We start from the raw sequence: 22,403 nt of genomic DNA on the forward strand, positions 1-22,403 counted from the left end.
AGGCAATATCGATTATCCGTGAAAGGAAATAGAAACGCCATCCAATCACGGATATTGTAACCCCATGTCTATAAACGAAAAACTGATCTCACTTCTCGCTATGCCTGGATGGACCCAGACAAAAGTCGCTGAGCGGCTGGGGGTTAGCCAGTCTACTGTCAATCGCTGGACAAAGGGAACCGCACCTGAAGGCGATCACCGAGACAGCCTTTCTGATCTCTATAATGAGGTCTATGGCCTTTCGGAAAAGTTCGACCTGATGCCTGTCCGCGGCGTGATCGAAGAGGCGCAGACAATTCGCTGGATTGACCGTGCTGACCAGATGTGGGCACCAAAGCCCCCAACTGCGTACAAAAAATTGACTGCGGTTCGTGTCACATCGGATACGCTGCTCCCCGAGTTCGCAGCTCATGCCGTCATATATTTTGGTGATCCGACCCAACCTGCCGACGGAGTGGGCAGCGTGGTCGTCGCGGAACTGCCGGACGGTCGCTTCATCATTAGGAAGATCCTGCGCGGCTCTTCAGAGGGGAAGTGGACGTTGACGTCCCCTCGCGCCTCCGACCTCACCGACATTCCGGTAGAAAACGTGCATCCGATTGAATGGGTGAAGCCGTACATTTGGCAAACGCCACCGTTCTAATCCGTTCGCGGATAATTTCTGCTTGACCACCTATCCGTTCAGGGATAATTAACGCTTCATCAGCTCGATGGAGTAGCCATGAACGCACATCAATCCGCCGCCGACATCATCCACCTCGCGCCGACGACGGACGGGCCGATCATCCGCGCGGCGCGCGAGGCGAATGGATGGTCTCAGGCTTTCCTGGCTGAAAAGGCGGGAACCTCCCAGCAGACAGTCGATCGTATCGAGCGCAGCGTGGTGCTGCGGTCCAAGTCAGTGCTGGCGCTCAAGGCCATCCTCGGCATTGATCTTCATGTCCACGCCGCCACAACCGATATTCCGGCGCGGAATATCCCCTCTCCGTCCGCCAAGCCTACGGGGGGCACCCTCCCCAAGTTCGCCGAACTCCGCGACGAGATCGAAACCGCCTTCGACCTGCTGACCGCGCTGGACAAGACCGGCGACGGCATAGGCGGCGACGTCGGGCACGGGGTTTCGGCTGTTGCGCTGGCGGCTCGTGCTGCGCTCGACAATGCCCGCGACATGCTCCGGGCAATGGAGGGCACGCGATGAACGTCTCGTCCTTCTCCGTCGCCGACGTCGAGCTGTCCGTTTATGATGGCGAGCCCTGCACCCTTGATCTCGACCTCGCGCACCGTCTTGGTTTCAAACGTCCACGAGTCATTCGTGAACTGATCGACCGAAACATGGCTGAGCTTGAAGCCTTTGGCGCCGTGCGGCGCGGCGTCAAAGTCGTGACGTCTGGTAGAGGGCGCAAGTCGGAGGTCATCGAATATTGGCTTTCAGAAGAGCAGGCGTTGCTCGTCGCCTCTCTTTCCGATGCCGAGAAGGCCCCGGCCGTTCGGCACATGCTGATCAAGGTCTTCGTTGCTTGGCGCCGGGGCCATTTGACCGGCAACGTTGAATTCGATCAGGCCACGCGCACCATGCTCGGCGGGATGATCAAGCGCAACGCTGGCGTCGTCGTCCGGCAGGAGCTTGAGCCGGTCCACGCCGATCTGGATGCCATGCGCCGTGAACTCTCCGACCTGCGCGAGAAGGTGCGGCCGGACGCCATCCAACGCACCGGCGTCACCGCTCGGCATATCTGGGAGCAATTCGGACTGCCCGCTTTGAAGTGCGGCACACTCTGGCTCGGCAACCGTCTGAAGAAGATGGGCGCGGCGATGGAATTCGGCTTACGCGCCGATATCGGGGGGAAGGCGGTTCGCCTCTTCGACCCCGACAAGGCCCGCCACTGCATGGAAAACGGCCTGTTGAGCAAGGCCAAGACCTATGTCGCCGAGCGGCAGGGCCAAGGGCGCCTGAAGCTGGTCAAGAACGAATAGGCACCCCTCAAATTGAGGAGGCCAACCCCTAAGCCATGCCCCCGAGGAAAACATCATGAACGTCCCGAAAAAGATTGAAATGCCGCAGGCAGCCGATTCGAGCGCGCAAGAAATTCTGCGAACGGCGCTGATCCGTCTCGAAAATATCGAGAAGGTCCTTGAGGCCGAGTACCGCTGGATGAAATCCCACGTCGAGCATTGCCGCCAGATCGACGATGCCGGCATCGCCTATGAACTGGAGAATGGGCTGATCAACCAGGAAGAAGCGGCCGAAAAGAGCTTGCTCGACGAGTTGATGCTGAAGCGTGCGCAGGTCGACAACCATATGGCCAATCTCACGAATTCGGCGCGCTATCTCAAGGACGTGGCCAATGTCGTCCGCTTTTTCGCCGATCTCGCGGAAACCGACACCGCCGCCGGCTGATCCGGCGCGAGTAAACCGCGCCGCCGTGGCACAAATTCAGAAATGACAGACCGGCCCTAGCCGGCACCACCCAACAGGAAAATGGAGAGAAGTCATGAACGGACCGATTCCGGCCGGGGGCGAGGCTGTGCCCTCAATCTCGTCGCTCATCATGGGCACCACCGAACCCGAGATCACACATCTCCTCACCGTCGAGGAACTGCGGAAGCTCTCGATGAAGGAACTGCGCGCGCTCCTCGCCCTGTTCTTCGCGTTGGACGAAACGGCTTGCGCGTTCTTGAACCAAGGGCGTTTCACGAGTGGAAATCTGTACAACGCGGCCGGCGAGATCGGCGATGTGTTTCTCGACCATCTCAACGGCTGCATTGAACTCGTCGAGCAGGTCGCCAAGGATGCAAAGCCGACTACGCCCGAGGAAGCCGAGGATCGCGCATGGCTGCTGATCCAGCGGGCGGCGTATTACGCGGAAGACCTTCCGGCCTTTGTCGCGGCCACCGCGCATCTCAGCGTTGAAGTCTCGGAAGTGGAGGCTGCGTGATGGCTGACATTTCGCTCAACACCGCGATCCTGCGCTACAAGGCCGTGAAATACGTCCACCTCGCGAAGCAGTCGGAGGCCGAGGACCGAGGCGAAGACGATCATATCCCCGTCGATTACTGGGACAAGATCGAAGTGCTCGAAGAGTGGGACCGTCCGGCTGAAACCCTCGGCGAGGCGATGGAGGCACTGGAATTCGCCATCGAAGACTACGAGGCCGGCGAAACTCCACGCATCCCTGCCATGATGAAAGCCGCTCTTGGCTGGATGAAGGCCGACGCAGAACGGAGGGCGGCGGAATGAAAACCTTCTTTTTCGACCCGCAGCCCTCCGTCATCGCCGACCTGTTCGCCAAGTGGCTTCCGCTCTACGTCGCGCAGCGCCCGATGGACGATGACGAAGCGGACCCATACCAGGACCCGCTCTGCAAGCTGGAAACGGCGGTTGCCGACCAGCCCATCAAATCGCTGCAGGATTTCTTCCTGCACCACACCACGCAAACCTGCCTTGGATCGATGGCCGCAGACTACAGCGTCGAGACCATCAACGCGGTGTGCGCTATCGCCCTGGCAGAGGCTCGGGAGCGCGAAGACCTGCTTGCCCTGATCAACCAGCATATCGACAACGAGACGCGGTTTTGCGCGCTGCTGGACGAGCATGATGACGATAGCCCGGAGTTTGCGGAAAAGGGTGGCGACGAGCTTTCGACGCACGGCATCGAACTGATTCACGCGATTGCCTTGCATCCCGCCACCTCTTTCGAGGCAATCTTGCTCAAGGGGCGCTATCTGGCTGCCAGACAAGAGCGGGGCGATCTCTCCTATGAGGTGGCGATAGACTTCCTCGAATCCTTCCTCGATCGGGCGGAGGGCGTGTGATGCCCCAGACACCTAGCCAGCGTCTTGAAGATGCCTTCGGTGCCGCCCGTTCCTATCTCCACGCCCTCCGTCTCGCGGCGCAGGGCTTCAAGGACCCTCGCGACATGTGGGCGCTCGACCTTCTGGCCGAGCAAGCCGAGCACGAACTGAACCAGGCGTAGGCCGTCGCCGACGCATTGCTGGAGGACGGGGAATGCTGACCGATCTTATCGAAGCACACCTCGCCGCCACCGCCGAGTTTCGAATAACGGACGAGGGCCACATCAACGAAGAAGGCATCTGGGACAGGAAGGAAGAAGCGGAACTGGCGGTCATGCGCTGCCCTTGCCGCACGATCGAGGACGTCCGCGCAAAAGCCCGTTGGGCGCTCGCCGACGACGTCGTCCAAGATAGCATCAGGAATTGCCATATTGACCAGGAGCGAATCTTAATGATCTTCCTGCGCTCACTGCTTGGCGAGGCCCCTGTGGATAAGTCGAACAACGGGGAGAACTGATCCATGTCAGCCCCTGCCCTCATCCGCAAACAGGACATGATGCGCGCCGCCGAAGTCGCGAACGAGACCAGCTGTCGCATTGATATCAAGATCGGGGATGCGGTCGTGTCGATCATACCGCACGCCGGAACGACGGCGCCGGACATCGCCCCGAAGAAGAGCGATGGAATTGACTACTCCCGCCCGGTCCTGTGAAGAATCCGGGATGCCCCGGAAACTCCCCCTTCACGTTCACAAGCAGAAGACCCGCCATGACAAGTGGGTCTTCTATTTCCGCATCGGCAAGGGAAAGCGCATCCGCCTCCCCGCCCCGAACGATCCGACCTTCAAGGCGGCCTATATGGCGGCGCTGACGGGCGGCGCGCCCCTTCCCGTTCCGAAGGTCTACGAGGGCACGCTACAGTGGCTCTGGGACCGATACACGACCGAGAGCGCCAAATGGGCCGGCTACAGCGCGGCGACGCAGAAGCAGCAGCGCCTCATCATGGTGAAGGTTCTGAAAACGAGCGCACGCTCAGCGCTGACCGGGTTTACGCAGGACGTCATCCAGGAAGCGGTCGATAAGCGCCACGAGACGCCAGCGCTGGCCGCGAACTTCCTTAAGGTGATGCGGGGGATGTTCGGATGGGCTAGGCGAATGCGGATCGTCCCGACCGACCCGACCGGCGATATCGTGCTGCCGACCTACAAGACCGACGGCTTCCCGGCGTGGACCAAGGACGATGTGCGGAAGTATCGCGCGAAGCACGAGATCGGGACGCCCGAGCGTTTGGCAATGGAGCTGATGCTCCTGACCGGTCTGCGCCGGTCGGATATTGCCGTCATCGGTCGGCAGCACATTCAGGGCCGGGTGATGTCGATCGACACCGCGAAGACCGGATACCGGATATCGATCGAGCTATCAGACGATCTGGTGAAGATGATCGACGCCACGCCGCGGCGCGGCCTGCATCTGATCGAAAGCTCTCAGGGAAAAGCCTTCACCAAGGAAAGCTTCGGGAACTGGTTCAAGGAGAAGTGCACCGACGCGGGGGTCAGCAAGTCCGCGCACGGACTGCGCAAGCTCAGTGCAACGCTTGCGGCGGAGGGCGGCGCGGGAAGCCATCAGCTATTGGCGCAATACGGCTGGACGAAGCTCTCGACGGCCGAAATCTACACCAAGGGGGTCGACAGGAAGCGGCTCGGCATCGAGGCCAGCCGCATCGTCGCGGACCAGATCGGGAACATAGAAATCCCTCACCTTATTTCCGGTGAGGGAATTAAATCGAAAAAGACAGTAAAAACAAAGGCGAATTGAGCTGCTTAGATGCCTGTCACGCCCACCATTCGAATTCCAAAGGCCTTTCGGGAAACCGGAAGGCCTTTTGCTTTTCCGGCCTGCCGGCAAGGTCGGGGACCGCCGGATCAGGTCTCCGGTGGCCCGCCGCGGCGCTGCCTCGCTTCGCGCGCGCGGCTTCCTGCTTTCCAGCACGGCGCCTCTCTCCAGGCCTGTTTCCCGCTCTTCCGGTGGCGGCGTGGAAATACACATATGCCGCGCAGGAAACAGTTGACGGCAGCGGGTGACTTGCGGTCAAATGAAGGCTGGCTCACGTCGCATATCGGGCGCCGGATCGGTGCCAAACCGATGAAATTCCAGCTGAATCCGGCAAGCCCCAGGCACGCGGCGGACCAGCTTCCTCGCAGGATTACCCCAGAAAACCGTAAAGTGTTTATCGCCGGGCTATGCTTGCGACCGTCTGTCGCTCTACCAAAGATGGCGCACCCCGTTGGAGGACGGGAATTCGGAAGGTCGATGGGATGGGAGGAGTATCCATGAGCGACGCATCCAGCATACACCCGGTGGACGAGAAACTGCCTGCGGGCAGGCTCGCAACGCTGGGCATCCAACACGTACTCGTCATGTATGGCGGCGCCGTCGCCGTGCCGCTCATCGTCGGACGCGCGCTGCAGCTCAGCCCGCAGGATGTCGCGTTCCTGATTTCCGCCGACCTCTTCGTCTGCGGCCTCGTCACCATCATCCAGTCGCTCGGCTTCGGCCGGCATGTCGGCATCCGCCTGCCCGTCATGATGGGCGTCACCTTCGCCTCCGTCGGGCCGATGGTCTCCATGGCCACCATGACGCCGGGAACGGAGGGCGCGCGCATGATCTTCGGCGCCATTATCGGCGCCGGCTTCATCGCTCTCCTGATCGCGCCCCTGATGGGCCGGTTGCTGCGCTTCTTTCCGCCCGTGGTGACGGGCACCATCATCCTCGTCATCGGCGTGTCGCTGATGCGCGTCGGCATCAACTGGACCTTCGGCAATCCCTTCGGCCCGACCGCGCCCAAGCTGATCGACCCGGCCCATGCCGAATGGCTCGCCCAGATGAAGACGCTGGCGGAAAGCGGCGGCCCGGCGGTTCCGAGCGGCTTTGCCATCGCGCCGACCGTTTCCAACCCGATCTATGCCGAGCCGAGCCATATCGCGCTGTCGGCGCTGGTGCTCGTCTCGATCCTCGCCATCGCCCGCTTCGGCCGCGGCCTCATCAGCAACATCGCCGTCCTCAGCGGCGTCGTCATCGGCTGCGTCGCCGCGTCGATCCTCGGCATGATGCATTTCGACCGCGTGGCCGATGCCGGGTGGTTCGCAGTCGTCACGCCGCTGCGCTTCGGCATGCCGATCTTCGATCCCGTGCTGATCGCCACCATGACGCTCGTCATGATCGTCGTCATGATCGAATCGACCGGCATGTTCCTGGCGCTCGGGGAAATCACCGGCCGGCCGGTCTCCCAGCAGAACCTGACGGCGGGCCTGCGCGTCGACGGCATCGGCACGATGATCGGCGGCCTGTTCAACACCTTCCCCTATACGAGCTTCTCGCAGAATGTCGGCCTCGTCGGCGTCACGGGCGTGAAGAGCCGCTATGTCTGCGTCGCGGGCGGCATCATCATGATCGTCCTCGGACTGATCCCGAAGATGGGCGCCCTCGTCGAGGCCGTGCCGACCTTCATCCTCGGCGGCGCCGGCCTCGTGATGTTCGGCATGGTGGCCGCGACGGGCGTGCGCATCCTCACGACGGTGGACTTCAAGTCCTCGCGCAACAACCTCTTCGTGGTTGCCGTCTCCATCGGCTTCGGCCTGATCCCGCTGCTCGCCCCGAACTACCTGATGTGGATGCCGCATGCGATCCATCCCATCATCGAATCGGGCATCGTGCTCGCCTCCATCGTCGCCGTCCTGCTGAACGCCTTCTTCAACGGCGTGCGCTTCGAGCAGTCCGATGCCGTCGAGGCCGCCCGCATGGCCGACAGCCACTAAAAGCACGTCGTGCAAAAGTGTGCAGCGGCTTTGCGCCAACGACATGCGGAAAATCAACGACCTAAAGCGTGAGGCACGGATCTGAAAGATCGCGGCGCGCTTTAGAAGCCATGCATCGAAGGAAAACCCGGCTTGCCATGTGCAAGCCGGGTTTTTTCGTGAACAACATCACAAGGACATTTTCCCGGGGCCGCTTACGGGGCATAGCAAGAAGGGGGCGAATACGCGTTCCCGAAAGGCAGCGGTTTCGGGAGCAGGCATGGCCGGCATCATCCATGGGCGCGAAGCGCTCGTCCTGGCCGTCACACTCTGGACGGCGCTCTTCATCAACGATTTCCTGCTGCTCTCGGGCGGCGCCCTGATCCTTGCACCCGGCTGGCTGAGCAGCGTCCTGCTGGCGCTGCTGCTGGCGCAGATCCTCCAGCGGCTGCACGGCCTGCCGCGGGAAAGGGCGCTCGGGCTCGGCGTTCTGGCCGTTCTGGTGGTTGCCGTCGGCCAGGCGGCCTTCGACGTCACGGCCGTCGTGGCCCTCGGGCCGCACCTGCTGCCCGGCGGCCTCGGCATGCCCGGCTTTGCGATCGCCGCGACGTTCGACGAAGCCATCCTGCAGTTCCGCATGAGCCTGCTGTGGAACGTCGCGACCTTCGGCTTCTATGCCGCCGCGCTCTCGCTTCTCAATGCCGAGCGGCGCAAGCTGGATGCGGAGATGCGGGCGCTGCGCTACGAGCTCAATCCGCATTTCCTCTTCAACACGCTGAATTCCGTCGCGGGCCTCATCGAGGAGGGATCGGCGGGTCGGGCGGACCGCATGGTCCTGTCCCTGTCGCGCTTCCTGCAGACGACGCTCTCGCTCGACCCGCTGCATGACGTGCCGCTGGCCGAGGAGATCGCCCTTCAGCGCGACTATCTCGAGATCGAACGCGAGCGCTTCGCCGATCGCTTGCGGTTCGACATCCGCCTGCCCGATGAACTCGCCACCGCGCTGGTTCCCAATCTCATCCTGCAGCCGTTGATCGAGAACGCCGTCAAGCACGGCGTCGCGGCATCGCGTAAACCGGTAACCATTGTGCTGGAAGCGCGCCGGGAGGGGGATCGCATGGTCCTCACCGTCGAAAACGACCTGCCGGAAGGCGGCGGCATGGCCCGCAAGCCGCCGGGCATGGGCGTCGGCCTGCGCAACATCACCGACCGGCTGCAGGCGCGTTTTGCCAATCGATGGCGTCTCTCCTCAGGCCCGACGGCCGAAGGGCGTTACCGCGCCGCGATCGAGTTTCCGCTTCGGCAGGCCTGAAGCGGCTCGGTCTACATGAGAAAGGCGCAGTTCCCGCACCGGGCCGGAACTGCGCACGCGTGTCAGTTCAGCGGAATCTGCAGGCCGCTCGAGGCCGGCGGGCGGGCGTAGGTCGTGTTGTTCGCCGCAGTCGTGCTGCATCCTGCCAGCGACAGGACCGCGAGCGCGGCGACGACGAAACCGGTGATGGGGCGCATGAATCTCTCCTTTGCGGTGTGCCCGTATGACATAGGCATGACGAGGGCCTGCGTCCACCACGGCCAGGAAAGGAAAAAGCCCGGCGGATGGCCCAGCTCTCCGGATCGACGATGCGGCGGGCTCACCACTCTGCCACGCTGCCGTCTTCATGGCGCCAGACGGGGTTGCGCCAGCGGTGGCCCTCCTTCGCCCGCTCGATGACATATTGCTCGTCCACCTCCACCCCGAGGCCCGGCCCCTGCGGGATCGACACGAAGCCGTCGGCATAGTGGAACACCGCCTTGTTGGAGATGTAGTCGAGGATGTCGTTGCCCGTGTTGTAGTGGATGCCGAGGCTCTGCTCCTGGATGAAGGCATTGTGCGACACCGCGTCCACCTGCAGGCAGGCCGCAAGCGCGATCGGACCCAGCGGGCAATGCGGCGCCAGCGCCACGTCATAGGCCTCCGCCATCGCCGCGATCTTGCGGCATTCCGTGATGCCGCCCGCATGCGAAAGGTCCGGCTGGAGAATGTCGACATAACCGTCCGACAGCACCGACTTGAAGTCCCAGCGCGAATAGAGCCGCTCGCCGAGCGCGATCGGCGTCGCGCAATGGTTGGCGATCTCCTTCAGCGCCTCGCGGTTCTCCGACAGCACCGGCTCCTCGATGAACATCAGGTTGTAGGGCTGCAATTCCTTCGCCAGGACCTTGGCCATCGGCCGGTGCACGCGGCCGTGGAAGTCGACGCCGATGCCGACATGCGGGCCGATCGCCTCGCGGATGACGGCGACGGTCTCCACCGCCTTCTCCACCTTGTCCCAGCTGTCGACGATCTGCATCTCCTCGCAGCCGTTGAGCTTGATCGCCTTGAAGCCGCGGGAAACGACTTCGCGGGCATTGTTGGCGACGTCCGAGGGCCGGTCGCCGCCGATCCAGGAATAGACCTTGATCCTGTCGCGCACCTGGCCGCCGAGCAGGGCATGGACGGGCTGGCCATAGGCCTTGCCCTTGATGTCCCAGAGCGCCTGGTCGATGCCGGCGAGCGCCGACATGTGCACGGCGCCGCCGCGATAGAAGCCGGCGCGGTACATAACCTGCCAATGATCCTCGATCAAAAGCGGATCCTTGCCGATGAGATAGTCCGCAAGCTCGTGCACGGCCGCCTCCACCGTCAGCGCGCGGCCCTCCACCACCGGCTCGCCCCAGCCGACGATGCCCTCGTCCGTCTCAACCTTCAGGAACAGCCAACGTGGCGGAACAATATAGGTCGTGAGCTTCGTGATCTTCATGGAGTCTCCATCCCTCGTCAGTTCGTCTTCAAGCCACGGGATCTTGCGCCCGCGTCGTTCGTCATGGCGCGCCGGTGCGACCCATCAGGCCGGAAAGATCGCGCGCGGCGAGATCGAGGATGCGGCGCGAGCAGGCTTCCGCCCGCGCGCCATCCCGCAGGCGCAGCGCATCGACCAGATCCCGGTGTACGCCGAGCGCTTCATCACGCTTGTCCGCCGCCTGGTTGGAGGCGTGCAGCGCATAGGAAAGGGCTGCATGGATGATCGAGGAAAGCTGATGGAAGACCTGGTTGTGGCTGGCCTTCAGCAAGGTCTCGTGGAAGCGCGTGTCGGCGGCGGTGAAGGCCTCGAGGTCGCCCTCGGCATCGCCCATGTCGTCGCAGGCGCGTTCGAGATCGGCGATCTCCTGCGCCGTCGCGCGCGCGGCGGCAAGGAAGGCGGCGGCGGGCTCGACGGTGCGGCGCGCTTCGAGGATGGAGCCGAGAAGGTCGGCCGACAGCACGTCCGGCCCCATCCATTCGAGGATCTGCGCATCGAGCACGTTCCATTCCGAACGATCGCAGACGAGTGTGCCGACCCGCGGCCGGCCGCGCACGAGCCCCTTGGTCTCCAGCACCTTCAGCGATTCGCGGATGACCGTGCGGCTGACGCCGTAGGCAGCGCACAGATCGCTTTCGCGCGGCAGCACCGCACCGGGCGGGAAACGCCCGCTGCAGATGTCGCCGCCGATCGCCGCGGTCACATTGTGACGCACCCGTGGTCGGCGCGACAACGGCCGATGCGCCTGCCTTGTTGCCTTGTCCGCCACGCTTCCTCCCTTGCTTCGCATAAATGATCATACAATTACTGATCAATCATACGACAAATTGATGGCGAGAGCCATGACCACCCTTCACGAGGCGCAGGCCAATTCACAATATTGACTTTTGCAGACAAAGTGCATAATGCGCCGGTCCCAACGAAGGAGCCGCCATGCTCGCCGATCTCCCCCCCGTGCTCGTCCTCAACGCGAAAGACAATGTCGGGGTTGTTCCCGCCAATGTCGATGCCGGTCGCCTGCTGGTGAACGGCATCGCCGCCGAAGAGCGCATTCCGCGCGGGCACAAGGTGGCGATCGCGCCCATCGCGGAAAACGAGCCGGTGCGGAAATACGGCCAGATCATCGGCTATGCGACGCGGGCGATCCGCCCCGGCGAGCATGTCCACCTGCAGAACCTCGCCATTCTCGACGTGGCGCTGAAACACGAATTCTGCGTCGACAACGCCCCTCCGGAGATGGTGCCGGAGGCCGAGCGCCGCACCTTCGAGGGCTACGACCGCGGCAACGGCCGCATCGGCACCCGCAACTATATCGGCATTCTCTCCACCGTGAACTGTTCCGCCACGGTCTCGCGCTATGTCGCGGAGCATTATGCCCGCAGGTTCCGCGAGACCGGCCACGAGAATATCGACGGCGTGGTGGCGCTGACCTATGGCGGCGGCTGCGCGCTGAACCTGAAATCCGAGGGCGGGCGCATCCTCACCCGCACCTTCAAGGGCTATGCCCGCAACCCGAATTTCGGCGGCATCCTGATGATCGGCCTCGGCTGCGAGACCTTTCAGTACGGCCCGCTCGTCGAGGAGGCCGGGCTGGAGGAAGGAAAGACCTTCCGCACCATGATGATCCAGAACCACGGCGGCACGCGCAAGACCATCGAGGCGGCCTGCGCGATGATCGACGACATGCTGCCGGATGTCGGCCGCATCCGCCGCACGCCGCAACCGCTGTCGGGCATCAAGCTGGCGCTGGAATGCGGCGGCTCGGACGGCTATTCCGGCATTTCCGCCAACCCCGCCCTCGGCATCGCCTCGGACCTTCTGGTGAAGGAAGGCGCAACGACGGTGCTGTCCGAAACGCCGGAAATCTACGGCGCCGAACATCTCCTCACCCGTCGTGCCGCCCGGCCGGAGGTCGCGGAAAAGCTGCTCGCCCGCATTGACTGGTGGCGGGACTATACCGCGAGGAACGATGCCGAACTCAACAACAACCCCTCGCACGGCAACAAGGCCGGGGGGCTCACGACGATCCTGGAAAAATCGCTCGGCGCGGTCGCCAAGGGCGGCTCCATGCCGCTCAACGCGGTCTATGAATATGCCGAAGAGGTGACGGAGCCCGGCTTCGTCTTCATGGATACGCCCGGCTACGACCCGGCCGCCGTGACCGGCCAGATCGCCGGCGGCTGCAACCTTGTCGCCTTCACCACCGGCCGCGGCTCGGTCTCCGGCTACAAGCCGGCGCCCTGCATCAAGATCGCCACCAACACGCCGATGTACGAGCATATCAAGGAGGACATGGACATCAACTGCGGCACGATCGTCGACGGCACCGAGACGATCGAGGAGGCCGGCCGGCGCATCTTCGACTTCGTCATCGAAACCGCCTCCGGCCGGAAGACGGCGAGCGAGGCCTTCGACTACGGCGACAACGAGTTCGTACCCTGGCAGGTTGGCGCCATCACCTGAGCGTCAGACATGCATGAGGATATTGACGAGCGTCCCCGCGGGATCGCGCACGAAGAAGCGCCGTACGCCCCAGGGCTCGTCCACCGGTCCGTATTCGACACGATAGCCGCCCCTCACCACGGCGGCGTGGACTGCCTCCACATCATCCACCTCGATCGACAGGCCCGGCACCGGTGTTCCCCCGCCACCTTCCGAGGCGAAACTCACCTGCAAGGGCATGGTGCCATCCGTGCCGTAGGTGGCGATCCAGCCGTGATCCATCAGCAGCTCCAGCCCGAGCACCTCGCGATAGAAACGGGCAACGGCCGCCGGATTGGCCGTCTCGATATTCGCGACGATGCGCCTGACCTTCATCGTTTCCTCCTCAGCGGGCGACGGGCGTCGCATAGGCCGGCATGTCCGGCCGGTGCGCTACGCGCAGCTCCGCGACGCGGCCGATCACCTTGGGCAGCGAAACCGTGATGTGATGACGAAGGGTTTCGGCCGCGCGCCCCCGGTCGTCCACGTCGAGCGCGCGGAACACCGCCAGGTGCTCGGCAATGAAGGGCTCGTCGGCGGGCATGCGGTGCGAAACGCCGATAATGTGCTTGCTGACATTCAGCATGAAGCGGGCGCGGCGCAGCGCGATCAGCAGTTCGCGGTTCGGGCAGTAGCCGAGGCAGGTGATGTGCAGGTCGGTTTCAAGGCCGTCCATCGCCTCGACGGAGAGATCCGGATAGGCGGCCAGCGCCTCTTCCAGCCGTAGCGTCATGGCATGGCGCTCGGCCGGCGGGATGAAGGGCGCGGCTTGGCTCAGCGCCAGTGGCTCCAGCGCGACGCGGATATCGTGCAGGTCGCGCATGCGCTGTTCGTCGAGCGGCACCAGCGTCCAGCGCATGCGCTCGTCCTTTTCCACGATGCCGAGCGCTTCCAGGCGCGTCAGCGCATCGCGCGCCACCTGCCGGCCGACGCCGCGCGCACGCGCCAGTTCCACCTCGTTGATCCGGTGGCGGCCGAAGACGGAGAGATGCACCATCTCCCGCTCCAGGCTCTCGTAGATCGCCTCCCAGGCCGGCGCCTTGCGCAGAGCCGGCGCCTCCTCATCGAGGCCGAGCATCTCGGCCGTCAGCACCACCCGCTTCGGCCCGCCGCGCCCCTGCCCCACCAGGAAACCGCGCCCGTCGAAACGCCGGATCTGCCCCGCCGTCTCGAGCAGCGCGAAAGCCTGACGGACCGGCGTGCGGGTGGAGGAGAAGAGGGTTGCGACCGGCCCCTCCAGGAGCAGGGCGCCTTTCGGCAGCCGTCCGGAGGCGATCGCCTCCGCCAGCACCTCGCGGATGCGCAGATAGAGCGGGCTCTTGTCGAGCGCCCCTTCGGCGCTTTCCGCGCCCGTTTCCGCCAAAGCCTGGCCTGTGCCGATCATGGCGCGGACCTTCGCATGAATGCACCGTGCCGACAACGGTCATGTCCGCCGCGGACCGCGGCAAGGAAATTGCGTCGCATCGGCAAAAAATCTCCATTCCTTTCGTGACGCGCGGGGTGTTTTGCGCTAGGGAACCCTGCTGAGGCTCGCAATGCGGCCCGAAAAAGCCCATATGTCAGCCGCGTCCACTCGAGGAATTGACCATGCCCGCATATCGCTCCCGAACCACCACCCACGGCCGAAACATGGCCGGTGCCCGCGGCCTCTGGCGCGCGACCGGCATGAAGGACACGGACTTCGGCAAGCCGATCATCGCGGTGGTGAACTCCTTCACCCAGTTCGTGCCCGGCCATGTGCACCTGAAGGACCTCGGCCAGCTCGTCGCCCGCGAGATCGAGAAGGCCGGCGGCGTCGCCAAGGAATTCAACACGATCGCCGTCGACGACGGCATCGCCATGGGCCATGACGGCATGCTCTATTCGCTGCCGAGCCGCGAGATCATCGCCGACTCGGTCGAGTACATGGTCAATGCGCACTGCGCCGACGCCATGGTCTGCATCTCGAACTGCGACAAGATCACGCCCGGCATGCTGAACGCCGCCATGCGCCTCAACATCCCCGCCGTCTTCGTTTCCGGTGGCCCGATGGAAGCCGGCAAGGTCGTGCTGCACGGCAAGACCCATGCGCTCGACCTCGTCGACGCCATGGTCGCCGCCGCCGACGACAAGATCTCCGACGAGGACGTCAAGGTCATCGAGCGCTCCGCCTGCCCGACCTGCGGCTCCTGCTCCGGCATGTTCACCGCCAATTCGATGAACTGTCTGACCGAAGCCCTCGGCCTGTCGCTGCCGGGCAACGGCTCCACGCTCGCGACCCATGCCGACCGCAGGCGCCTCTTCGTCGAGGCCGGCCACCTCATCGTCGATCTCGCCCGCCGCTACTACGAGCAGGAAGACGACAGCATCCTGCCGCGCTCGGTCGCCAACAAGAAGGCCTTCGAGAACGCCATGTCGCTCGACATCGCCATGGGCGGCTCGACCAACACGGTGCTGCATATCCTTGCGGCCGCCTATGAGGGCGGCATCGATTTCGATCTCGACGACATCGACGAACTGTCGCGCCGGGTGCCCTGCCTCTCCAAGGTCGCGCCGGCCAAGGCCGACGTGCACATGGAGGACGTGCACCGCGCCGGCGGCATCATGCGCATCCTCGGCGAGCTCGACCGCGGCGGCCTCATCCACCGCGACACGCCGACCGTGCATGCCGAAACGCTGGGCGACGCGATCGACCGCTGGGACATCACCCGCACCAGCAGCGAGACCGTGCGCACCTTCTTCCGTGCCGCGCCCGGCGGCATCCCGACCCAGGTCGCCTTCAGCCAGGAAGCACGCTGGGACGAGCTGGACACCGACGGTGAGAAGGGCGTCATCCGCTCCGTCGAGCATCCGTTCTCGAAGGATGGCGGCCTTGCCGTGCTCTCGGGCAACATCGCGCTCGACGGCTGCATCGTGAAGACGGCCGGCGTCGATGAATCGATCCTGAAGTTCTCCGGCCCCGCCGTCGTTTTCGAAAGCCAGGATGCGGCGGTGAAGGGCATTCTCGGCGGCGAGGTGAAGGCCGGCGACGTGGTCGTCATCCGCTATGAAGGCCCGAAGGGCGGCCCGGGCATGCAGGAAATGCTCTATCCGACGAGCTACCTGAAGTCGAAGGGCCTCGGCAAGGCCTGCGCACTGATCACCGACGGGCGCTTTTCCGGCGGCACGTCCGGCCTTTCCATCGGCCATGCCTCGCCCGAAGCGGCGCAGGGCGGCGCGATCGGCCTCGTGCGTCAGGGCGACCTCATCGAGATCGACATCCCCAACCGCACGATCAACCTTGCCGTTCCGGAAGCGGAGCTCGCAGCGCGCCGCGCCGAGCAGGACAAGCTCGGCTGGAAGCCGGCCGCCCCGCGCAGGCGCAACGTCACGACGGCGCTGAAGGCCTATGCCGCCTTCGCCGCCAGTGCCGACAAGGGCGCCGTGCGTATCCTGCCGGAGTAAGAAGTTCGCCGGGCGCTGGACGTATCCGGCGCCCGGCCGATTCTCAAAGGTGGCGCGTCTCGGCCGGCGTGTTCCACCAGGCGTTGTTCCGCCCGTCAAAATACTGGACCGGCAGTTCCGCCAGTTCGCCCTGCTCGATGTCGTCCAGGCAGGCGACGTTTATCGAGACATAGGCCCCGCCGATCGCCTCGATATAGCCATGCCCGAAGGGCGAGACGCCACAGGTCTTGCAGAAGCGGTGGTGCCCGCTCATCGTGCCGAACTGGTAGTCGCCAAGATCCGCCTCGTCGCATTGCAGGCGGAAGGCGTCCGGCTTGATCTGCGCGCCCCAATAGCGCTTCTTCGAGCAGATCGAGCAATTGCAGCGCCCCGTGCCGGCGGAGAGATCGATATCGGCCTCGTAGCGGATCTTTCCGCAGTGGCAGCTTCCCTTGTAGGTCCTCAACATGATGCTCTCCTCGCTTGCGCCAATGGCGTCTAAATGACAATATGCTGTCAAAGTCACTTTTTGCAGAATGACAGCATGTTGTCAATATGAGCTCCGACCGCACCCCCGCCGGCAACGCCTTCGCCGCCTTCGCCATCTCGGTCCTGCGCCTTGCCGGGCATTTGCAAACCGCTGGCGATGCGCTGGCCAAACCGGCCGGCCAGACGAGCGCCCGCTGGCAGGTGCTTGCCGCCGCCGACCATGCGCCGATGTCCGTCGCCGATGCCGGACGGGCGCTTGGCATGACACGGCAGGGCGTGCAACGCGTCGCCGATCTCCTCGAAAGGGACGGTCTGATCGTCTATGCCGAAAACCCTGCCCACCAGCGCGCCAAGCTGATGGTTCTGACGGATGGCGGCAAGGCGGTGCTTGCCGCCATCCGGGCACGCCAGGCGGTGTGGGCGGATGCACTTGGCGAGGCGCTCGGCGAAAAGGGACTGCTCCAGGCAACCGAAACCGTCATCGCCGCGTTACAGGCCGTCGAGAAACAGTCCATCCCGGAGCGGTGAAGGCGGCGCGCGCTTTGACATGGGCAAGAAATGTTGATACCAACTCATTTGTCGAAAGCCCGCGAAAGAGGAGTTCCGAGCATGAGACCGAACCACGAGGTCGTATCCCGAAAGGAATGGCTGACTGCCCGCAAAGCGCTGCTGGCGCTTGAAAAGGAGGAGACGAAGCTGCGCGACAAGGTGCGCGCCGAACGCCTCGCCCTGCCCTGGGTCAAGGTCGACAAGACCTATACCTTCGACACGCCCGATGGCGAGAAGACGTTGGCCGACCTGTTCGATGGCCGCAGCCAGCTCATCGTCTACCACTTCATGTATGGTCCCGACTGGGATGCCGGATGCCCCGGCTGCTCCTTCATGGCGGACCATGTCGATGGCATGCTGCCGCATCTCAACAACCACGACGTCACGATGATCGCCGTCTCCCGCGCTCCACTGGAAAAGCTTGAGGCCTACAGGAAGCGCATGGGCTGGAAATTCCCCTGGGTGTCCGCCTATGGCAGCGATTTCAATTTCGACTATCATGTCTCCTTCACGAAGGAGGAGCTGGCGAGCGGCAAGGTCATCTACAATTACCGCGAGACGGACGCGGCCGATGCGCATGACGAGCTTCCCGGCCTCAGCGCCTTCTTCAAGGACGGGGACGGCACCGTCTACCACACCTATTCCGACTATGCCCGCGGCGGCGAGGAGGCGCTCGGCACGCTCATGATCCTCGACCGTGCACCGAAGGGCCGCAACGAGACCGGCACGCTCAGCTTCGTCAAGCGCAAGGACGAATATGCAGGGGCGCAGAAGACATCATCCTGCTGCGACTGAACCCGCCGACCGAGAGAAGGCCAACCGAAAGAAGGGACCACCGCATGCACAAGGACTATGGCACGTTCTGCTGGTACGAGCTGATGACGCCGGATGTTCCGGCCGCCGAACGGTTCTACGCGTCGGTCGTCGGCTGGTCGATGCGCGATTCCGGCATGGAGGGCATGGACTACATCCTCGCCTATGCCGGCGAAAGCCAGGTGGCCGGCCTGATGACGCTGCCGGCGGAAGCGGAAGGCATGCCGCCGATGTGGATGGGCTACATCTTCACCGACCGGATCGAGGAGACGCTGCGGGACATCGAGGCCAATGGCGGAAAAATCTGTCGCCAGCCGCAGGACATCCCCGGCATCGGCCGCTTTGCCGTCGCGAGCGATCCGCACGGCGCCGTCTTCTCGCTCTTCTCCACCGAGGATGAAGGCCCCGACCGGCCCGCGATGATGACACCCGGCCACATCGGCTGGAACGAGCTGATGGCCGGCGATCTCGACAGCGCGTGGGACTTTTATGCCAGAACCTTCGGCTGGACGAAGGATACGGCCGTCGACATGTCAGACGCCGGCCTGGGCACCTACCAGACATTCGCCGTGCGCGGCGGCGACGCGATCGGCGGCATGATGACCAATCCTCCTGGCTCGCCCATGCCCTTCTGGGGCTATTACTTCGTCGTCGAAGGCCTCGATGCCGCCGGAAAGCGCGTGACGGACGGCGGCGGCCAGATCGTCATGGGCCCGATGGAGGTGCCCGGCGGCGCCTGGATCCTCAATTGCGTCGACCCTCAGGGCGCCTTTTTCTCGCTGGTCGCCATGGCGCGTTGATCGACGCAAGGCCGGGGTGCGCAGGTCCGCGCGCACCCCGCGCCATTCCCGCTTGCAATCTCTCTTCGCATTGCACAAACTCCCGTCGATGGCGGCAGAAGACCGTCACCGAGGGGAACAAGAGAGCGCATGTCGATCAAGGCCGGTATCTACCACCTCACCCATTACAAATATGACAACCCGGTCCGTCTCGGACCCCAGATCATCCGGCTGAAGCCGGCGGCACATTCCAAGACCAAGGTCATCAGCCATTCGCTGAAGGTCTCGCCGGAAAACCACTTCGTGAACCTCCAGCAGGATCCCTACGGCAACTACCTCGCCCGCTACGTCTTCCCCGATCCGGTCACGGAACTGAAGATCGAGGTCGATCTCGTCGCCGACATGACGGTCTACAATCCGTTCGACTTCTTCGTGGAGGAGGAGGCGGAACACTGGCCCTTCGACTATCCGGAGGACCTACGCGAAGACCTGAAGATCTACCGAACGCCCGAGCCGATGGGGCCTGCGCTGGAGGCCTTCATGGCGGGCGTCGACCGCTCGCGCCAACGCACGGTGGACATGGCCGTCGGCCTCAATGCGCGTCTCCAGCAGCAGGTGGGCTACGTCATCCGCATGGAGCCGGGCGTGCAGACGCCGGAGGAAACGCTGACGACCGCAAGGGGCTCCTGCCGCGATTCGAGCTGGCTGCTCGTGCAGATCCTGCGCAATCTCGGCTTTGCCGCCCGCTTCGTCTCCGGCTATCTCATCCAGCTGACCCCGGACCTGAAGGCGCTCGACGGCCCCTCCGGCACCGAGGTCGATTTCACGGACCTGCATGCCTGGTGCGAGGTCTATATTCCCGGCGCCGGCTGGATCGGCCTCGACCCGACCTCGGGCCTTTTGACCGGCGAAAGCCACATCCCCCTCGCCGCGACCCCGCACTACCGCAACGCCGCCCCCATTTCCGGCGGCTATTTCGGCGTGGCGAACACCGAGTTCGACTTCGCCATGACGGTGGATCGCGTCGCCGAGCATCCGCGCATCACCAAACCCTTTTCCGACGAGAGCTGGGAGGCGCTGAACGCGCTCGGCCACGAGGTGGATTCGGTCCTCGCCGCAAACGACGTCCGCCTCACCATGGGCGGCGAGCCGACCTTCGTCTCCATCGACGATTTCGAATCCGACGAATGGAACACCGCCGCCGTCGGCCCGACCAAACGGGAGAAGGCCGACCAGCTGATCCGTCGCCTGCGGCAGCGCTTCGCCCCCGGCGGCTTCCTGCATTACGGCCAGGGCAAATGGTATCCCGGCGAGAGCCTGCCGCGCTGGACCTTCTCGCTCTACTGGCGCCGTGACGGTCGGCCGATCTGGCAGAATCCGGATCTGATCGCCGAAGAAGGCAGTGATGCGGATGTCGGGGAGGCCGATGCCAAGGCCGTGCTCACCGGCATCGCCGAGGAGCTCGGCATCGAGCCGGACATGGTGCAGCCGGCCTATGAAGACCCCGCCGAATGGATCATCAAGGAAGGCAATCTTCCCGAAAATGTCGATCCGTCGAACTCGAAGCTCGAAGATCCGGAAGAGCGCAGCCGCATCGCCCGCGTCTTCGAACGCGGCCTCACCACGCCGACCGGCCATATCCTGCCGGTCCAGGCGTGGAATGCCCGCGCGGGCGACCGGCGCTGGGTCAGCGAAAGATGGCGCACGCGCCGCGGCAAGATCTTTCTCGTGCCCGGCGACAGCCCTGTCGGCTACCGCCTGCCGCTCGGCGCCCTGCCCTATCTTTCGCCCTCCAGCTACCCCTACATCAACCCGGCCGACCCTTCCGAGGACAAGCCGCCGCTGCCGGATTATTCCGAACCCGGCCGCACGATGGCCGCGGCCTCGTTCCAGGCAAGCGAGGCCGGGCAGGTCCGCATCGAGCAGGTCCGCAGCGAAATCGTCGGCGCGGTGCGCACGGCGATGAGCGTCGAGGCGCGCGACGGCCGGCTCTCGATCTTCATGCCGCCCGTCGAGCGGCTCGAGGACTATCTCGATCTCGTGACCGCCGCCGAGCGGGCGGCCGACCGGCTCGGCCTGCCCGTCCATATCGAAGGCTACGCCCCGCCGCAGGACGAGCGCCTCAACGTCATCCGCGTCGCGCCCGATCCCGGCGTCATCGAGGTCAACATCCATCCCGCCTCGGGCTGGCAGGACTGCGTCGACATCACCAGCGCCGTCTACGAGGAGGCGCGCCAGTCCCGCCTCGGCGCCGACAAGTTCATGATCGACGGCCGCCACACCGGCACCGGCGGCGGCAACCATGTGGTCGTCGGCGGTAGGAACCCGAACGACAGCCCGTTCCTGCGCCGCCCGGACCTCCTGAAGAGCCTCGTGCTGCACTGGCAGCGCCATCCTTCGCTCTCCTACCTGTTCTCGGGCCTCTTCATCGGCCCGACCAGCCAGGCCCCGCGCATCGACGAGGCCCGGCACGATTCGCTCTATGAGCTGGAGATCGCGCTCGCGCAGGTGCCCGCGCCCGGCGAGGGCGTTCCCCCGCTGCCCTGGCTCGTCGACCGGTTGTTCCGCAACCTCCTGACCGACGTCACGGGCAACACGCATCGCTCGGAGATCTGCATCGACAAGCTGTTCTCGCCGGACGGGCCGACCGGCCGGCTCGGCCTCGTCGAATTCCGCGGCTTCGAAATGCCGCCGAACGCCCGCATGAGCCTTGCCCAGCAATTGCTGATCCGCGCGCTCATCGCCCGGTTCTGGCTGAACCCGGCCAAGGGGAGCTTCGTGCGCTGGGGCACCACGCTGCACGACCGCTTCATGCTGCCGCATTACGTCTGGCAGGATTTTCTCGACGTCATCGCCGACCTCAAGGCGAATGGCTTCGACCTTAGGCCCGAATGGTTTTCCGCCCAGCTCGAATTCCGCTTCCCCTTCTGCGGCGAGGTCGAGTACGAAGGCGCGAGCCTTGAGGTGCGCCAGGCGCTGGAACCCTGGCATGTCATGGGCGAACAGGGCGCGATCGGCGGCACCGTGCGCTATGTCGATTCGTCCGTCGAACGGCTGCAGGTGAAGCTGGAGACCACCAATCCGGAGCGCTACACCGTTGCCTGCAACGGCCGGCCCTTGCCGCTGAAGCAGACCGGCACGAAGGGCGTTTCCGTCGCGGGCGTGCGCTACAAGGCCTGGCAGCCGGCCTCGGGCCTGCATCCGGTGCTGCCCGTCAACACACCGCTTACTTTCGACATTTATGATACATGGTCGCGGCGGGCGATCGGGGGATGCATTTACCACGTTGCCCATCCGGGTGGACGCAACTATGACACGTTCCCGGTCAACGGCAACGAGGCCGAGGCGCGCCGGCTGGCGCGGTTCGAGCCCTGGGGGCACAGGACGGGCGGCTATACGCTGTGGCCGGAAACACCGTCGGCGGATTTCCCGCTGACGCTGGATCTGCGCCGGCCGCCCGGCATCTGACCTCCGTTAGGAGTGAAT

Annotated in this window: 25 protein-coding genes; 19 read left to right on the forward strand and 6 right to left on the reverse strand. The window is 64.3% G+C overall.

The features are described 5' to 3' along the window. Positions 1–64: 64 nt before the first annotated feature. From AABF56_RS14980 to AABF56_RS15040, 13 genes are all read left to right on the forward strand, one after another. Positions 65–643 carry an XRE family transcriptional regulator gene (locus AABF56_RS14980; RefSeq protein WP_272806533.1) on the forward strand — a complete coding sequence of 193 codons (579 nt, stop codon included), beginning with the start codon at positions 65–67 and terminating at the stop codon, positions 641–643. 78 nt (positions 644–721) lie between these two features. Beyond that, positions 722–1,198 (forward strand): helix-turn-helix domain-containing protein, encoded by a 477-nt coding sequence (locus AABF56_RS14985; protein ID WP_272806534.1) that lies wholly within the window; start codon positions 722–724, stop codon positions 1,196–1,198. Next, complete coding sequence (locus AABF56_RS14990; RefSeq protein WP_272806535.1) at positions 1,195–1,974, forward strand: hypothetical protein; 780 nt, start codon at positions 1,195–1,197, stop codon at positions 1,972–1,974. Before AABF56_RS14985 ends, AABF56_RS14990 begins: the two co-directional genes overlap by 4 nt. A gap of 55 nt (positions 1,975–2,029) precedes the next feature. Continuing rightward, complete coding sequence (locus AABF56_RS14995) at positions 2,030–2,398, forward strand: hypothetical protein (RefSeq protein WP_272806536.1); 369 nt, start codon at positions 2,030–2,032, stop codon at positions 2,396–2,398. Positions 2,399–2,492: 94 nt separating this feature from the next. Continuing rightward, entirely contained in the window at positions 2,493–2,936 is a 444-nt protein-coding gene (locus tag AABF56_RS15000) for a hypothetical protein (protein ID WP_272806537.1), read from the forward strand. After that, positions 2,936–3,238, forward strand: a complete 303-nt coding sequence (locus AABF56_RS15005; RefSeq protein WP_272806538.1) for a hypothetical protein — start codon at positions 2,936–2,938, stop codon at positions 3,236–3,238. The genes AABF56_RS15000 and AABF56_RS15005 overlap by 1 nt, the downstream gene beginning before the upstream one ends. Continuing rightward, on the forward strand, positions 3,235–3,813 hold the full coding sequence (locus AABF56_RS15010) for a hypothetical protein (protein WP_272806539.1): 579 nt from the start codon (positions 3,235–3,237) through the stop codon (positions 3,811–3,813). The genes AABF56_RS15005 and AABF56_RS15010 overlap by 4 nt, the downstream gene beginning before the upstream one ends. Further along, entirely contained in the window at positions 3,813–3,974 is a 162-nt protein-coding gene (locus tag AABF56_RS15015) for a hypothetical protein (RefSeq protein ID WP_272806540.1), read from the forward strand. Before AABF56_RS15010 ends, AABF56_RS15015 begins: the two co-directional genes overlap by 1 nt. Positions 3,975–4,006: 32 nt before the next feature. Further along, a complete protein-coding gene (locus AABF56_RS15020) occupies positions 4,007–4,309 on the forward strand; it encodes a hypothetical protein (protein WP_272806541.1) in 303 nt (100 codons plus the stop codon). Positions 4,310–4,312: 3 nt separating this feature from the next. Beyond that, the gene (locus tag AABF56_RS15025) at positions 4,313–4,504 is read left to right on the forward strand and encodes a hypothetical protein (RefSeq protein WP_272806542.1); all 192 of its coding nucleotides are present in this window, start codon (positions 4,313–4,315) and stop codon (positions 4,502–4,504) included. Positions 4,505–4,514: 10 nt separating this feature from the next. Further along, positions 4,515–5,606 (forward strand): tyrosine-type recombinase/integrase, encoded by a 1,092-nt coding sequence (locus AABF56_RS15030; protein WP_272806543.1) that lies wholly within the window; start codon positions 4,515–4,517, stop codon positions 5,604–5,606. 515 nt (positions 5,607–6,121) lie between these two features. Next, positions 6,122–7,606: a nucleobase:cation symporter-2 family protein gene (locus AABF56_RS15035; RefSeq protein ID WP_244768271.1), complete on the forward strand. Its 1,485-nt coding sequence runs from the start codon at positions 6,122–6,124 to the stop codon at positions 7,604–7,606. 259 nt (positions 7,607–7,865) lie between these two features. Continuing rightward, positions 7,866–8,897: a sensor histidine kinase gene (locus tag AABF56_RS15040; RefSeq protein WP_272806544.1), complete on the forward strand. Its 1,032-nt coding sequence runs from the start codon at positions 7,866–7,868 to the stop codon at positions 8,895–8,897. A gap of 62 nt (positions 8,898–8,959) precedes the next feature. Here the strand turns inward: AABF56_RS15040 and AABF56_RS15045 are convergent, their stop codons facing one another. The 3 genes from AABF56_RS15045 to AABF56_RS15055 all read right to left on the reverse strand — a co-directional run bounded on the left by AABF56_RS15045 (position 8,960) and on the right by AABF56_RS15055 (position 11,194). Next, the gene (locus tag AABF56_RS15045) at positions 8,960–9,094 is read right to left on the reverse strand and encodes a hypothetical protein (protein WP_272806545.1); all 135 of its coding nucleotides are present in this window, start codon (positions 9,092–9,094) and stop codon (positions 8,960–8,962) included. 122 nt (positions 9,095–9,216) lie between these two features. Further along, on the reverse strand, positions 9,217–10,365 hold the full coding sequence (dgoD, locus tag AABF56_RS15050) for a galactonate dehydratase (protein WP_244766543.1): 1,149 nt from the start codon (positions 10,363–10,365) through the stop codon (positions 9,217–9,219). Between the two features lie 61 nt (positions 10,366–10,426). Beyond that, complete coding sequence (locus tag AABF56_RS15055) at positions 10,427–11,194, reverse strand: FadR/GntR family transcriptional regulator (protein WP_272806546.1); 768 nt, start codon at positions 11,192–11,194, stop codon at positions 10,427–10,429. 143 nt (positions 11,195–11,337) lie between these two features. Here AABF56_RS15055 and AABF56_RS15060 point away from each other — a divergent pair, with 143 nt between their 5' ends. Beyond that, complete coding sequence (locus tag AABF56_RS15060) at positions 11,338–12,867, forward strand: UxaA family hydrolase (protein WP_272806547.1); 1,530 nt, start codon at positions 11,338–11,340, stop codon at positions 12,865–12,867. 3 nt (positions 12,868–12,870) lie between these two features. Here the strand turns inward: AABF56_RS15060 and AABF56_RS15065 are convergent, their stop codons facing one another. Then, positions 12,871–13,221 (reverse strand): VOC family protein, encoded by a 351-nt coding sequence (locus AABF56_RS15065; protein WP_272806548.1) that lies wholly within the window; start codon positions 13,219–13,221, stop codon positions 12,871–12,873. A gap of 10 nt (positions 13,222–13,231) precedes the next feature. Further along, a complete protein-coding gene (locus AABF56_RS15070; protein WP_272806549.1) occupies positions 13,232–14,269 on the reverse strand; it encodes a GntR family transcriptional regulator in 1,038 nt (345 codons plus the stop codon). A 203-nt stretch (positions 14,270–14,472) separates the two neighbouring features. Here AABF56_RS15070 and ilvD point away from each other — a divergent pair, with 203 nt between their 5' ends. Beyond that, entirely contained in the window at positions 14,473–16,308 is a 1,836-nt protein-coding gene (gene ilvD / locus AABF56_RS15075) for a dihydroxy-acid dehydratase (protein WP_272806550.1), read from the forward strand. Between the two features lie 43 nt (positions 16,309–16,351). On the opposite strand, the gene AABF56_RS15080 is transcribed toward ilvD, so the two are convergent. Further along, the gene (locus AABF56_RS15080) at positions 16,352–16,756 is read right to left on the reverse strand and encodes a GFA family protein (protein WP_272806551.1); all 405 of its coding nucleotides are present in this window, start codon (positions 16,754–16,756) and stop codon (positions 16,352–16,354) included. Between the two features lie 86 nt (positions 16,757–16,842). On the opposite strand from AABF56_RS15080, the gene AABF56_RS15085 reads away from it, so the two are divergent. The 4 genes from AABF56_RS15085 to AABF56_RS15100 all read left to right on the forward strand — a co-directional run bounded on the left by AABF56_RS15085 (position 16,843) and on the right by AABF56_RS15100 (position 22,385). Then, on the forward strand, positions 16,843–17,304 hold the full coding sequence (locus AABF56_RS15085; RefSeq protein WP_244768262.1) for a MarR family winged helix-turn-helix transcriptional regulator: 462 nt from the start codon (positions 16,843–16,845) through the stop codon (positions 17,302–17,304). Positions 17,305–17,385: 81 nt separating this feature from the next. Further along, entirely contained in the window at positions 17,386–18,120 is a 735-nt protein-coding gene (locus tag AABF56_RS15090) for a DUF899 domain-containing protein (RefSeq protein WP_272806552.1), read from the forward strand. Between the two features lie 44 nt (positions 18,121–18,164). Further along, a complete protein-coding gene (locus AABF56_RS15095; RefSeq protein WP_272806553.1) occupies positions 18,165–18,938 on the forward strand; it encodes a VOC family protein in 774 nt (257 codons plus the stop codon). A 129-nt stretch (positions 18,939–19,067) separates the two neighbouring features. Next, complete coding sequence (locus tag AABF56_RS15100; protein ID WP_272806554.1) at positions 19,068–22,385, forward strand: transglutaminase family protein; 3,318 nt, start codon at positions 19,068–19,070, stop codon at positions 22,383–22,385. Positions 22,386–22,403: the final 18 nt, after the last annotated feature.

This window comes from Shinella sp. WSC3-e (genome assembly GCF_945994535.1).
GTDB classification, from domain to species: domain Bacteria; phylum Pseudomonadota; class Alphaproteobacteria; order Rhizobiales; family Rhizobiaceae; genus Shinella; species Shinella yambaruensis.

Coding starts and splice junctions, on each gene's coding strand:
- AABF56_RS14980 (WP_272806533.1), top strand. CDS start 65: ATGTCTATAAACGAAAAACTGATCTCACTTCTCGCTATGCCTGGATGG.
- AABF56_RS14985 (WP_272806534.1), top strand. CDS start 722: ATGAACGCACATCAATCCGCCGCCGACATCATCCACCTCGCGCCGACG.
- AABF56_RS14990 (WP_272806535.1), top strand. CDS start 1,195: ATGAACGTCTCGTCCTTCTCCGTCGCCGACGTCGAGCTGTCCGTTTAT.
- AABF56_RS14995 (WP_272806536.1), top strand. CDS start 2,030: ATGAACGTCCCGAAAAAGATTGAAATGCCGCAGGCAGCCGATTCGAGC.
- AABF56_RS15000 (WP_272806537.1), top strand. CDS start 2,493: ATGAACGGACCGATTCCGGCCGGGGGCGAGGCTGTGCCCTCAATCTCG.
- AABF56_RS15005 (WP_272806538.1), top strand. CDS start 2,936: ATGGCTGACATTTCGCTCAACACCGCGATCCTGCGCTACAAGGCCGTG.
- AABF56_RS15010 (WP_272806539.1), top strand. CDS start 3,235: ATGAAAACCTTCTTTTTCGACCCGCAGCCCTCCGTCATCGCCGACCTG.
- AABF56_RS15015 (WP_272806540.1), top strand. CDS start 3,813: ATGCCCCAGACACCTAGCCAGCGTCTTGAAGATGCCTTCGGTGCCGCC.
- AABF56_RS15020 (WP_272806541.1), top strand. CDS start 4,007: ATGCTGACCGATCTTATCGAAGCACACCTCGCCGCCACCGCCGAGTTT.
- AABF56_RS15025 (WP_272806542.1), top strand. CDS start 4,313: ATGTCAGCCCCTGCCCTCATCCGCAAACAGGACATGATGCGCGCCGCC.
- AABF56_RS15030 (WP_272806543.1), top strand. CDS start 4,515: ATGCCCCGGAAACTCCCCCTTCACGTTCACAAGCAGAAGACCCGCCAT.
- AABF56_RS15035 (WP_244768271.1), top strand. CDS start 6,122: ATGAGCGACGCATCCAGCATACACCCGGTGGACGAGAAACTGCCTGCG.
- AABF56_RS15040 (WP_272806544.1), top strand. CDS start 7,866: ATGGCCGGCATCATCCATGGGCGCGAAGCGCTCGTCCTGGCCGTCACA.
- AABF56_RS15045 (WP_272806545.1), bottom strand. CDS start 9,094: ATGCGCCCCATCACCGGTTTCGTCGTCGCCGCGCTCGCGGTCCTGTCG.
- dgoD (WP_244766543.1), bottom strand. CDS start 10,365: ATGAAGATCACGAAGCTCACGACCTATATTGTTCCGCCACGTTGGCTG.
- AABF56_RS15055 (WP_272806546.1), bottom strand. CDS start 11,194: ATGCGAAGCAAGGGAGGAAGCGTGGCGGACAAGGCAACAAGGCAGGCG.
- AABF56_RS15060 (WP_272806547.1), top strand. CDS start 11,338: ATGCTCGCCGATCTCCCCCCCGTGCTCGTCCTCAACGCGAAAGACAAT.
- AABF56_RS15065 (WP_272806548.1), bottom strand. CDS start 13,221: ATGAAGGTCAGGCGCATCGTCGCGAATATCGAGACGGCCAATCCGGCG.
- AABF56_RS15070 (WP_272806549.1), bottom strand. CDS start 14,269: ATGATCGGCACAGGCCAGGCTTTGGCGGAAACGGGCGCGGAAAGCGCC.
- ilvD (WP_272806550.1), top strand. CDS start 14,473: ATGCCCGCATATCGCTCCCGAACCACCACCCACGGCCGAAACATGGCC.
- AABF56_RS15080 (WP_272806551.1), bottom strand. CDS start 16,756: ATGTTGAGGACCTACAAGGGAAGCTGCCACTGCGGAAAGATCCGCTAC.
- AABF56_RS15085 (WP_244768262.1), top strand. CDS start 16,843: ATGAGCTCCGACCGCACCCCCGCCGGCAACGCCTTCGCCGCCTTCGCC.
- AABF56_RS15090 (WP_272806552.1), top strand. CDS start 17,386: ATGAGACCGAACCACGAGGTCGTATCCCGAAAGGAATGGCTGACTGCC.
- AABF56_RS15095 (WP_272806553.1), top strand. CDS start 18,165: ATGCACAAGGACTATGGCACGTTCTGCTGGTACGAGCTGATGACGCCG.
- AABF56_RS15100 (WP_272806554.1), top strand. CDS start 19,068: ATGTCGATCAAGGCCGGTATCTACCACCTCACCCATTACAAATATGAC.